The sequence below is a fragment of the Arthrobacter sp. ISL-95 genome (assembly GCF_018613695.1).
Classification (GTDB): Bacteria; Actinomycetota; Actinomycetes; order Actinomycetales; family Micrococcaceae; genus Arthrobacter.
In genome coordinates this window covers 17,270-26,849 of record NZ_JAGGPR010000020.1, presented here as the reverse complement: position 1 = coordinate 26,849, position 9,580 = coordinate 17,270, and the positions used below count along the sequence as shown (strand labels likewise).

Below are 9,580 nucleotides of genomic sequence, written 5' to 3'. Positions count from 1 at the left end.
CTTCCCAGCCCCTCGCCGCCGACGACGGGGAGTGCCGTGGCTCCGCCGCCCCTGGAATCGGACGATCCTGCCCTCACCGCCGTTCCCGAGGCGTCCACCCCCCTCCGATTCAGTATCGCCGCAGCCGGGATCGACATCCCGCTGTTTCCATTCACGCCCCCCGGTACCGGGGAACCAATTGATCCGCCTCGGACTCTGGATGGGTACTGGCTGACTTCCTTCGGGACGCCGGGTGAAGGTTCCGTGAATACCACCTACATCATTGGCCACAGCTGGGAGGGCCTAAACGCACCCTTCAACCAATTGAGCACCCATGTTCGGAGCGGAGATCTCATTAAAGTCACAACGGGAACCGGAGCCATGATGTACGTCGTTGATTCGGTTACCACCCACGACAAGACAACCCTGGAGGAAGCAGATATCTGGAGGATCGTGCCCAACAGGCTAGTAATCATTAGCTGCTATACCGGGGATCTGTGGGGGCAAAATCTAATTGTCACGGCCTCCCCCACCGTTGAGGGCCCAGGCCTGGACATTGGTTGACACAGGACTAACGAACAGAATTAAAAACACGTACGGCGCAGAACTGGTCCGGTTCTGCGCCGAGCTTCGCACAGCATGCCAGACAGAACGCTCCAAAGTGGGCAACTATCTCCGACGTTCACCCCGGCTAGGCCCCATGCAATCGTTCGAGGACACGAACACGAACCTGACGATCGCAGCCCATACAGACGAGTTGGCTTGGTTCACTGCCGAGCCGGTTGGGCCCGGTACCTGCATCACCGTCATCATCGCAGGGCATAGCAGGGAGACCGGCATCCGAGCTCCACTGCCCCTTGACGAATGCGATACATGGGCACATGTCATCCTGGGACCCGCCTGGATCACGCACACTTATAAGGCCTCAACGTGCGGAAATATCCGTGGTCACCTCCATCTCCTCAGGTACCGAGTGTTCCTCGATGACCAAGGCAACCCGATTGGCAGGCCTGATCAAATCGGTGACGACGAATTTCGGCCCTTGAACGATGGCCCCTGAGGACGAGCCGCAGACAAAGGGGCGACGGCGACGATGGCCCGGGCATCGCGAAGACCTCCGGGTTCAGTGGCTGGGCCGCCTTCGTGACACCGGCGTTCCAGGACGAAATGCAGTTCTTCCTGGTCGGACGGTTCTCGTGGGCGAGGCTTACTCCGCTGTCGAGCCGTGCGTAGCGGAACCATCTTTCGATCCCGGGCATGGGGTGCCGGCCTTCTTGATGTACTCCTCGACGGCTTTTTCAGGAACGCGGTACGAGTTGCCTAAGCGCACGGAGGCCAATGGGTAGGCCCGGACCAGTCGATAGACGGTCATCTTGGATACTCGCAGTGCCGCGGCCACCTCAGCGACGGTCAGGTAGGGGCTGGGCACGTTAGCAATGGACATGTCGATCAGACTCCCGCGGGCTTGAATCAGGCGGCTGGGCTGACTGGGATTGAACTGGTTGCTAGTCCGGCCGTCTCAGTTGTCGGTAGTCGTAGAAGCACATCTGGCCTCCGGTCTGGAGCCCCACAAACGTGCCCTTCTTGACGGCCACCAGGCCTTCCCTGCGGCCGTTGAAGGGGTCCTCGCCGATGACTACTTCACCAATCCGGTAAGGAACAGCTGCTGTCCGTGCACGCGCCATGGTGCGGCGTACGAGCGCTGACAACCGTCCGACTCGCGTGCCGGACGCCGGTGCGCCTACATGAATTTCCCCCATTGGAATTCTCCTTCGCAGTCCTTCAACGTTGATGCCCTAGTGTGGCGCCGTCCCGAGCTACCAGAATGGCCACCGCGTGGAGCAATGCAATTAACGAAGAGTAGACACAATTCGCGTGCGTAACAATAAGTAACAGTTGCCTGTTGAGTCACTTTTTGATAAAGAAGTAGCGCGTAATCATCGAGGGTGCCACCCATTCGTGGCCGGGCAACGACTGAGCCAAACGACATCACCAGGAACGCCCTGGCCTACCAACTCTCCACCACCATCCTGGCCTGCTGGATCGAACACCCGGAGCAGTAGCAAGCTCGAGCACTGCAGTCACCGCAGCATGCCCGCGAAGCATGAACGGCTGCATGATTTCCGGAATGGACGCTCACGGACACGCTAGAGGCCTCCGGACAAAATGCCGGAGGTCTCGTATGAGTTTGTCTCCTACTGCGGATCGCCCCGCGAGATGAGTCCGTGAAGTCCGACCATCAGCATGATGAATCCAAGCAGGCCAACGAATGCAAAGTTGAAACCAAACATCAGCGGGCCGCTGTTCGAGTGGAACTGGCTGCTCCGATGAAGCAGAGCACGGTGATGAGATTGGCCAGCCACATAACGAGATCCCGACCACCAAGTCTGCGGCGGACTTGTACTGCACTCACCTATTGGCCGAGATAAATTTCTACATGGACCTGTTGCAGCGGCATGACGTTGACTGCCAAGTGATCTACTCGTCCGACCCAAGCGGGGTTCTCTGAAGTCCCCTGCGCGGTCCATGTCCCGCCGCTCTCCACTGATTTCCTGATGGGACCTCAGAAGTCCTTCGCGGATGTAGCCTGCATGCTTGGCAGTCTTAATGGATGCCGTGTTCCATGGCTCGATGTAGAGTTCGGTGCGATGAAGCGTGGGTATTGTCCAACCGAACGCTGTGACTGCGCGGACGGCGTCGGCTGCGAGACGGCGACCTCTGAATGACGGGGCAATGCCGTAACCGACTTTCGAGCGGCCCTCGCTCAACTCCCGGATCCATAACCCAACAAAACCCGCGCAGCGCCCTTGGGCATCATCGATAACGGCAAAGGAGAAGCCAGTGCCTTCGGAGTAACGATTCTGCTGCCTTTCTACCCACAACTGGGCTTGGCTGGCTGTGGCGTTTGGAGGGAGCGAGCCAATTGCTGAGATGTAGGGGTCGCAGGACAACTCCCTGGTCATTTCAGCGTCCGCCGAACAGAACTGTCGTAGCGTCACATTCCCTTGAGTCGGGTCGATAGTGGGCCACGGGTAGATTGCTCCAGACATTTCCATGGTCAAAGTTTGTCAGAGCCATAGGCCTGTACCGGATCCCCGTACCAGGGGCATACCGAGACCCAATGCGGGGCGCGACGGCATGCGCCGACCGGTAAAGGATCCCTCACCGGGCGCTCTGAAGAGTTCGGAGAGGTACCGGCTTACGGGATTAGGAATCGGTGTCACAAAATCTGCCATGGCTCCGGGGTGTGCCATCGAGCAAAGAACTTGTTGATTTCGTCTGTAGATGACTGATCGACGGACAACCATTCCGCGGCTGCCTTGCGTCCGATTTTCTCGCAGGCTTCCTCCGACGCCGGACCGGCTGGATTGTCGTAGAGGTCGCTGATTTCCATCCAGAGGGCATATGCGCCTCCATCGTGGGAGGAACCCAGGAGCTCGCAAATGAACTGCTCGGCTTCCTCCATGACCAGGTCATAGATATGCTCACGTTCGGCCTCCAGCACCTTGTTAGCGACCTCGGTCATTGCTCTCAAGAAGCGAGACTCAAGAACGGCTTCATTCATATAAGTTGCTGTCCTATCGGGGATCAATTATCAGTCATCCGCCTAGTCGGATCAGATGGCCCGTTATCTAGCAGGACACGCCACGTACGCATTAGTTCGTTGCTGCCCACAGCCGCGCCCGTGAGCCCGTCGTTTCATGCATGTGTCTTCTGGCCCTTTTACCTAAGGATAGGGATTTCATAGCCTGGGTTCTTGCTCCGTGACCCGCTGGTTCAATGGATGCCCTATGCCCGGTAAAGGATCCGTTACTGGGCGCGATGGTCGTCAGTGGTGAAGCCTTTCCTCCTGGTGCGTTCTTGCAGTGTTTCAAGTTCTTGGAAGAAGGTCAGCTGCCAGCCGGCAGGACCTTGCACTCTTCCGTTGACGGTCTCGAACGGAGTTTTGATTGGGGGCGCGAGCACCTTCAACCCAAACTCTTCGGCGGAGGTCATCGCAACTTCGGTGTTGTCCACCTCTAGGGCGATTCGGAGCGTAGGCCCTTCGGCAGATGGTGCGTTTTCGATAGCGTCAATGTTGCGAACGTGTGTGGGTGTGGCGAGCTCTATTGTCGCTGCGCCGACGTTCAGTATTGACACTCGATCCTCACCATCAGTTGCGAAAGCGGGCTGTTCCGAAAGGCCAAGGACATCGCGGTAAAAACGTAGGGCGCTATCGAAGTCGTCTGTTTCGATGATCAAACGCAATTGCTTCGGCTGCTGTGAAGGAGTCATGTCCATCATTTTGGAGGGTGACATGCGTGTCAGGTGCAAGCCCGTATCGATCCCCCAGCCGTTTCAGTTTTAGAAGTTCGGCTTCAACGGATTTCTTCTCGCTAGTAAGCCGCGCCTGCGCAGCAGTTAATGAGGTCCGGAGCAGATCACGATTATTTTCGGGATTGACCAGGGCGGGAAGCAACGCGCGAATTACGGAGCTGCAAAAACCAGCTTCAAACAAGTCTTGGATCTGGAACACAAGACGCTCGTCCTCGATCGAGTAAAAACGGTGACCCGACGAAGTGCGTTGCGGCTCAAGCAGGCCTTGCTGTTCGTAGTAGCGCAACGACCTGACGCTGACGCCAGTCTTCGTCGCTAGTTCTCCAATCCTCATGCCCCCATCTTCGCTGATTCTTGGCGCCCGTTGTCCGATCCGCTTGCGGTCAGGGCGACTCTGCCTGCCCCAAAATTGTCCTTAGCGAGTTGGCGCCGCGGACAGGTTGCCGCCGGCCTTTAGGACTCTGAAACTTATCGATGAGTGCGCGGGGACAATGGGGTTTGCTATCGTCGCAGAAGTGAAGACTTCTTCCCCGCCCCTAACCCTTGATCCCCGCGCCGCACTGGTGATCGTCGACGTCCAACAGGCTTTCGATGACGCCGTCTACTGGGGTCCGCGCGATAACCCCTCGTGCGAGGTGAACATCGGCGCCCTGCTGACGCGCTGGCGGGAAACCGGCCGCCCCATCGTTTTCGTTCGCCACGACTCCACCGCACCCTCCTCGCCCCTGCATCCGAACAACCCCGGCAACGCGTTCAAGGAAATCATCCCCGGCGCCCCGGATCTCCTGGTGAGCAAGAACGTCAACTCCAGCTTTCACGGCACCCCTGACCTGCATGCCTGGCTGCAGGAGAACGGCATCAAGGAACTGGTCGTCTGCGGAATCACCACCAATCACTGCTGCGAGACTACTGCCCGAGTCGGGGGCAACCTCGGCTACCGGGTGTACTTCCCCCTGGATGCCACCCACACCTTTGACCGCACCGCTCCGGACGGTGAGAACGTTGCCGCGGCTGTGCTGTCCCGGATGACCGGGGTGAATTTACACGAAGAATTCGCCACGGTCGTCAGCACCGCCGGCTTGCTCGAACAGGTACAGCAACCCGCCACCGCCCTGTAACCGGAGCGGACAGGACAGGCCCGCAGGCCCCGCAAAGGAGGCGCAACAAGAGGCGGAGAGAGCCGCCGAACCGATACCGTCTGGTACCCCGGTGAGGGAAAGGCATAAGGACACCGAATCAAGGTGCCTCAGTCGTTGAAGACGGACCAGCAGATGCTGTTTCTGCGGCTCTGGTCCTCAAGGACCAAGGTGCGGAGGTGACCGGGAATCTGCTGGCGCTGCCAGTTGCGTTCAGCTTGCCTAGTTCCTCGCCTCTTATGCTCAGGTACCGCAGCCGCAGCAGCCTTAATGGCATAGGCGGCCGCCCCCAGATCGTGTTCGGGAAAATGGGCAACACACCCCGCTTGGCCGGCTGCGTACGCCGCGAACCGTGCGGCACCACGCAGAGGACGCGCGGCGCCCATCGCATGCCCTGCCATCGCACGGGTAGCCATCATCTTCGCTTCACCGCGCGCCCAGGCTCGGGCCGCTTCGATCGCTGTACGAGGCCGGTGATCCCCTGGATTCGCTTCCTCGAACAGCCCCAAAACGTGCTCGGCGCAGGCCAGCCGCCCAGAAGGTCAGGAGTTGATGATCGTCATCGGTAAGGAGCCCCCCGCGCCGGATAGACACGAGACGAGGATCGCGGACAGCAGGAAGGATCATATGACTGTTTCATACTCTCCCGGAGTCCCGGTGGCAACCGACCTCCCCTGAAACCACAGGCACGAAGAACCATCCCTAACCGATCACCTCTGTCTCTGAGGCGTCGGCGGAGTGAACGATTGACGGAAGCCTACTAAACGGCTCTGAGGCTGACGGCCTTCAGGATTGCCGGCATGCGGAGGTCCTCGGTTGCCGAGATGATGTTCTTCACCATTTCCGGGTCGGCTTTACTCGGGGATCCGTAATCGAAAGGTGGCTCGGGGTCATATTCAATGGCCAGCTGGATCTTTCGGGCTTCATCTTCCCCGTAGAGTTCAGCGGCCAAGGTAAAGGCGAAGTCTATCCCGGAGGTAACGCCGGCCCCGGTGATCCTGTTGCCGTCACGGACCACTCTCTCAGAAACAGGGATGACGCCGAAGTGTTCAAGCATCCTCAGCGAAGCCCAGTGGCTTGTTGCCCGATAGCCGGTGAGCAATCCCGCCGCCGCGAGGGCAAAGGCTCCAGTGCATACCGACGTCACCCACCGGGCACTCAGGGCCTGACGGCGCAAAAAATCAAGCGCGACAAGATCCTCAAACAATTCGAACGCACCGGCACCTCCGGGCACAAAGATGACGTCTGCCTGGGGGCACTCGTCAAGGGTCGTAGTGGGCACGATGCACCACCCGGCATCGGTAGGGATCGGATCCACGCTATGCCAGGCCAGGTGAAGTTCGGTGTCCGGAAACTTGGAGAAAACCTGAGTGGGGCCCGTGAAATCTAACTGGGTGACCCGTGGGAAAAGAAGGACAACGATTCTCAGCGGACGGGAAGGCATGGTCTCAGACTATATGAGCGCGTGCGGCATCCAACGCCTCCCGCACGAATCCGGTACTCGAGGACAACCCACGTGCCAGCGCTTTTTACCTCAAGTCAGGATTCGCTCCGAATGGGGCGCGGAAGCTCTTGCTGCCCGACGCGGGCTGCCAGAAATAAGACTGGTTTTCCTGGGCTGCGACGAGTGAAAGTGTCCGGTAAAGGATCCTCCAGCGTGCAGCTGGCCCCGATCATTGTGGCGGGCTGGTATGGCACCATGTGGTTATGAGCGCGCAGCTTGAAGTTCCAAGGCTTGAAGACCTGAGTGATATCGGGGTTGGGGTCGAGCCGTCTGATCAGCCTGGGGTGGTCTCTCTGGTCGCGTGGGCGAACGACGGAAGCACCGTGACGCTTACCTGGGACGAGATCGCAGGGTCAGCGAGCATCCGCTGGCTCTACGGTGACGAAGTGAGCCTTGTTCTTGAACGAGAGACCCCGGTGAAGATCAGTGTCCGAGACGAGCGCGGGGTCACTGAGTTCCACGTCTGATCCCGCTGGGAAGGAATGGGCGGCGACTTGATCGTGCGGGTCGGCGAGCACGTGGCGGTCCACGACACACTTCTGCGCACATAGCAGCCGTCTTGCGTTCGGTCGGGGATCCTCCTACGGGACGGCCGCATCTTGTCCTGATTGGTTCTGTCACCAGATCGGACCGTGCCTTATCCGCTTCCGGCAGTAGGAACGCGATCCGCTGCTCCGGAGCCCACACGTACGTGTCATCGCAGTTATAACCCCTCAGTCAGGGCTGCCCGGCCACGACCCGAAGGTAGAACCCTTTGGGGTACTCCACGTCCTCGCTGACGGGCTCGGACGCGACGTGGATCGCTCCGGCCGGGCCGCGACCTGCGGACAGGACTGAGTCCGGCGCGTTCGACTGGCCCATCAGCGCCAACCGCAGGTAAGGGCCGGTCACCAAGGGACACAGTTCCAGACCCTGGCTCCTTGCCGTCGCGAAAACCTGGGACTGAACGGCGCCCTCCAGGAGACCAAGCTGCTCTACGGTCCGCTCCACAATTCGCAGCGTTCGGTCTGCAGGTGCATCGAACGCGGGGTGAGCGAGCAGGGTCTCTGCGTGGGCATTGAGCTTAACGCCTGCATCGCGCAGTGACCGGATGACCTCGGTTCGCGACTGCCCACCCACCAGAACCACAAAACTCTCACTCTTCGCTGTGCTCATCATGAAGTGATTCGCCGTCATTGGCAGCTGGCCAACGACCTCGCATGGCCCAGACCGTTACCTGGCACGCTGATGGATGGGTCAGCGGACGCGCGCCATCATTCGTGATGGTTCGGTCAGTTCAGTGAAGCCATATTGAGCGTAAAGTCCGTGGGCATCGGCCGTCGAGAGCAGAGTCCGTCTTAGGTCTAGAGGTTCCAAATCCGCCATTACACCAGCGGCGAGCATCTTGCCGATGCCTTGACCGCGGATTTCGGTAGCCACGAACACGTCGCAAAGCCAAGCAAACGTAACGCCGTCAGTCACGACGCGGCCGTAAGCGACCTGCTCGCCAGTCTCGATGTCATACACACCGTAGTTCCGAGAGGCGTCGATGGCTGCATCCTGCTTCTCACGACTCCGACCTTGCGCCCAGTAGGACTGCTCGCTGAGCCACCGGTGCACGCGGGTACGATCAACTCGGTCCACTTCGGAGGAGAAGAAATATCGCTCAGTCATAACAACACCCTAGGGGACCGGGACAGGGCACCTTCAAACAATGCAAGCCACCGTCAGTCTCGATCAGGGATCCCCTTCCGCACGCTCGGCTTCGTGTTCAGTTGTTTAGGCTGGCCATGGTTAGCTCGAGCATGCGGGTGACTTGTGGGTTCCAGGGCCTGTTTGCTGGCCCGGTGAAAACGAGTCTGCGTTCCAGGCTAGGACTGATGTTCACCATGACGAGGGTTTCGGGCAGCATCGACGCGGCTAGGGATGGCATGATTGCGACCCCTACATTGCTTTCGACCATGCTTAGGAGGGTGGAGATTTCTCGCACGCGTTGGGCTGGGCTGTAGCGGACGCCGCTGGCGGTGTGGAGTGCCCTGATCTGGGGTTCGCATCCGCCCGAGGAAACCAGTAGCGGGTCCTCCAACAGTTCAACTAGTCCCACCTGGTCCTGGGAACTGAAGGGGTGGTCTTTGCGGAGTACAGCCTGAAACCTGTCGGTGAGTAGTTCGACGCCGCCAGGGGGTGTGGATTCGGGGTCGATGACGATGGCGCAGTCCACCACGCCGTTGCTCAGCCACTCCTCTAATTCGTCATCATCGCCCTCGAAGACCCGAACATCGACGTCGGGCAGGGCTTCAGCCCAACCATTCAGCAGCTTTGGGAGCATCCGGTGCGCTGCGGTCGGGGACGCGGCAATCTTTACTATTCCTTCGGGCTTGTTTAGGTGGTGCTCGCTAATGAGGGAGTCGATTGCCCTGGCGGCAGCCAGTGCGGTACGGGCATGCGGTAGCAAGGCCTGCCCCAGTTCAGTTGGACGCAGCGGGCCCTTCCGGTTCACTAGAGGAGCGCCTGTGACCTTCTCCAGGGCAGCAATGCTGTGAGACACCGAGGACTGATCGACCCCGAGTTCCTCGGCTGCCGCCCCAAACCCGTCATGCTCGATTACTGCTGACAGGACTGCTAACTGCTTCAGCGTGATGCCCATGGTGTGTCCTCATACGTA

15 protein-coding genes are annotated in these 9,580 nt (G+C 59.5%); 4 read left to right on the top strand and 11 right to left on the bottom strand.

All coding sequences use genetic code 11. From position 1 onward, the window contains the following. Positions 1–36: 36 nt before the first annotated feature. Together J7I86_RS21630 and J7I86_RS21625 are read left to right on the top strand one after the other, a co-directional pair. Positions 37–543, top strand: coding sequence for a class F sortase (locus J7I86_RS21630; protein ID WP_309476782.1), 507 nt, complete (start codon positions 37–39; stop codon positions 541–543). 136 nt (positions 544–679) lie between these two features. Next, positions 680–1,039: a hypothetical protein gene (locus J7I86_RS21625; protein WP_214822915.1), complete on the top strand. Its 360-nt coding sequence runs from the start codon at positions 680–682 to the stop codon at positions 1,037–1,039. A gap of 147 nt (positions 1,040–1,186) precedes the next feature. Here the strand turns inward: J7I86_RS21625 and J7I86_RS21620 are convergent, their stop codons facing one another. The 6 genes from J7I86_RS21620 to J7I86_RS21595 all read right to left on the bottom strand — a co-directional run bounded on the left by J7I86_RS21620 (position 1,187) and on the right by J7I86_RS21595 (position 4,630). Further along, positions 1,187–1,423 (bottom strand): helix-turn-helix domain-containing protein, encoded by a 237-nt coding sequence (locus tag J7I86_RS21620; protein ID WP_214822914.1) that lies wholly within the window; start codon positions 1,421–1,423, stop codon positions 1,187–1,189. 61 nt (positions 1,424–1,484) lie between these two features. Beyond that, a complete protein-coding gene (locus tag J7I86_RS21615) occupies positions 1,485–1,739 on the bottom strand; it encodes a hypothetical protein (RefSeq protein ID WP_214822913.1) in 255 nt (84 codons plus the stop codon). A 435-nt stretch (positions 1,740–2,174) separates the two neighbouring features. Further along, positions 2,175–3,029: a GNAT family N-acetyltransferase gene (locus tag J7I86_RS23025; protein ID WP_286180136.1), complete on the bottom strand. Its 855-nt coding sequence runs from the start codon at positions 3,027–3,029 to the stop codon at positions 2,175–2,177. Between the two features lie 170 nt (positions 3,030–3,199). Beyond that, complete coding sequence (locus J7I86_RS21605) at positions 3,200–3,505, bottom strand: hypothetical protein (protein ID WP_214822912.1); 306 nt, start codon at positions 3,503–3,505, stop codon at positions 3,200–3,202. A gap of 284 nt (positions 3,506–3,789) precedes the next feature. Then, positions 3,790–4,254: a glyoxalase/bleomycin resistance/extradiol dioxygenase family protein gene (locus tag J7I86_RS21600; RefSeq protein ID WP_214822911.1), complete on the bottom strand. Its 465-nt coding sequence runs from the start codon at positions 4,252–4,254 to the stop codon at positions 3,790–3,792. Next, positions 4,193–4,630 (bottom strand): MerR family transcriptional regulator, encoded by a 438-nt coding sequence (locus J7I86_RS21595; protein ID WP_214822910.1) that lies wholly within the window; start codon positions 4,628–4,630, stop codon positions 4,193–4,195. Before J7I86_RS21595 ends, J7I86_RS21600 begins: the two co-directional genes overlap by 62 nt. Before the next feature lie 181 nt (positions 4,631–4,811). On the opposite strand from J7I86_RS21595, the gene J7I86_RS21590 reads away from it, so the two are divergent. After that, positions 4,812–5,414 (top strand): cysteine hydrolase family protein, encoded by a 603-nt coding sequence (locus tag J7I86_RS21590; RefSeq protein ID WP_309476781.1) that lies wholly within the window; start codon positions 4,812–4,814, stop codon positions 5,412–5,414. A 128-nt stretch (positions 5,415–5,542) separates the two neighbouring features. On the opposite strand, the gene J7I86_RS23205 is transcribed toward J7I86_RS21590, so the two are convergent. After that, positions 5,543–5,941: a putative immunity protein gene (locus J7I86_RS23205; RefSeq protein WP_396019933.1), complete on the bottom strand. Its 399-nt coding sequence runs from the start codon at positions 5,939–5,941 to the stop codon at positions 5,543–5,545. A gap of 251 nt (positions 5,942–6,192) precedes the next feature. After that, positions 6,193–6,876 carry a DJ-1/PfpI family protein gene (locus J7I86_RS21580; protein WP_214822908.1) on the bottom strand — a complete coding sequence of 228 codons (684 nt, stop codon included), beginning with the start codon at positions 6,874–6,876 and terminating at the stop codon, positions 6,193–6,195. A 263-nt stretch (positions 6,877–7,139) separates the two neighbouring features. Between J7I86_RS21580 and J7I86_RS21575 the strand changes: the two genes are divergently transcribed. Continuing rightward, positions 7,140–7,403 carry a hypothetical protein gene (locus J7I86_RS21575; protein WP_214822907.1) on the top strand — a complete coding sequence of 88 codons (264 nt, stop codon included), beginning with the start codon at positions 7,140–7,142 and terminating at the stop codon, positions 7,401–7,403. A 250-nt stretch (positions 7,404–7,653) separates the two neighbouring features. On the opposite strand, the gene J7I86_RS21570 is transcribed toward J7I86_RS21575, so the two are convergent. The 3 genes from J7I86_RS21570 to J7I86_RS21560 all read right to left on the bottom strand — a co-directional run bounded on the left by J7I86_RS21570 (position 7,654) and on the right by J7I86_RS21560 (position 9,562). Further along, positions 7,654–8,094, bottom strand: a complete 441-nt coding sequence (locus tag J7I86_RS21570) for a hypothetical protein (RefSeq protein WP_214822906.1) — start codon at positions 8,092–8,094, stop codon at positions 7,654–7,656. A 78-nt stretch (positions 8,095–8,172) separates the two neighbouring features. Next, a complete protein-coding gene (locus J7I86_RS21565) occupies positions 8,173–8,589 on the bottom strand; it encodes a GNAT family N-acetyltransferase (protein ID WP_214822905.1) in 417 nt (138 codons plus the stop codon). 97 nt (positions 8,590–8,686) lie between these two features. Next, positions 8,687–9,562: a LysR family transcriptional regulator gene (locus tag J7I86_RS21560; RefSeq protein WP_214822904.1), complete on the bottom strand. Its 876-nt coding sequence runs from the start codon at positions 9,560–9,562 to the stop codon at positions 8,687–8,689. Positions 9,563–9,580 lie beyond the last annotated feature (18 nt).

What these genes read in the sequence shown, in the direction of transcription:
- J7I86_RS21625 (WP_214822915.1), top strand. Translation starts at nt 680, where the DNA reads ATGCAATCGTTCGAGGACACGAACACGAACCTGACGATCGCAGCCCAT.
- J7I86_RS21620 (WP_214822914.1), bottom strand. Translation starts at nt 1,423, where the DNA reads ATGTCCATTGCTAACGTGCCCAGCCCCTACCTGACCGTCGCTGAGGTG.
- J7I86_RS21615 (WP_214822913.1), bottom strand. Translation starts at nt 1,739, where the DNA reads ATGGGGGAAATTCATGTAGGCGCACCGGCGTCCGGCACGCGAGTCGGA.
- J7I86_RS23025 (WP_286180136.1), bottom strand. Translation starts at nt 3,029, where the DNA reads ATGTCTGGAGCAATCTACCCGTGGCCCACTATCGACCCGACTCAAGGG.
- J7I86_RS21605 (WP_214822912.1), bottom strand. Translation starts at nt 3,505, where the DNA reads ATGACCGAGGTCGCTAACAAGGTGCTGGAGGCCGAACGTGAGCATATC.
- J7I86_RS21600 (WP_214822911.1), bottom strand. Translation starts at nt 4,254, where the DNA reads ATGACTCCTTCACAGCAGCCGAAGCAATTGCGTTTGATCATCGAAACA.
- J7I86_RS21595 (WP_214822910.1), bottom strand. Translation starts at nt 4,630, where the DNA reads ATGAGGATTGGAGAACTAGCGACGAAGACTGGCGTCAGCGTCAGGTCG.
- J7I86_RS21580 (WP_214822908.1), bottom strand. Translation starts at nt 6,876, where the DNA reads ATGCCTTCCCGTCCGCTGAGAATCGTTGTCCTTCTTTTCCCACGGGTC.
- J7I86_RS21575 (WP_214822907.1), top strand. Translation starts at nt 7,140, where the DNA reads ATGAGCGCGCAGCTTGAAGTTCCAAGGCTTGAAGACCTGAGTGATATC.
- J7I86_RS21570 (WP_214822906.1), bottom strand. Translation starts at nt 8,094, where the DNA reads ATGATGAGCACAGCGAAGAGTGAGAGTTTTGTGGTTCTGGTGGGTGGG.
- J7I86_RS21565 (WP_214822905.1), bottom strand. Translation starts at nt 8,589, where the DNA reads ATGACTGAGCGATATTTCTTCTCCTCCGAAGTGGACCGAGTTGATCGT.
- J7I86_RS21560 (WP_214822904.1), bottom strand. Translation starts at nt 9,562, where the DNA reads ATGGGCATCACGCTGAAGCAGTTAGCAGTCCTGTCAGCAGTAATCGAG.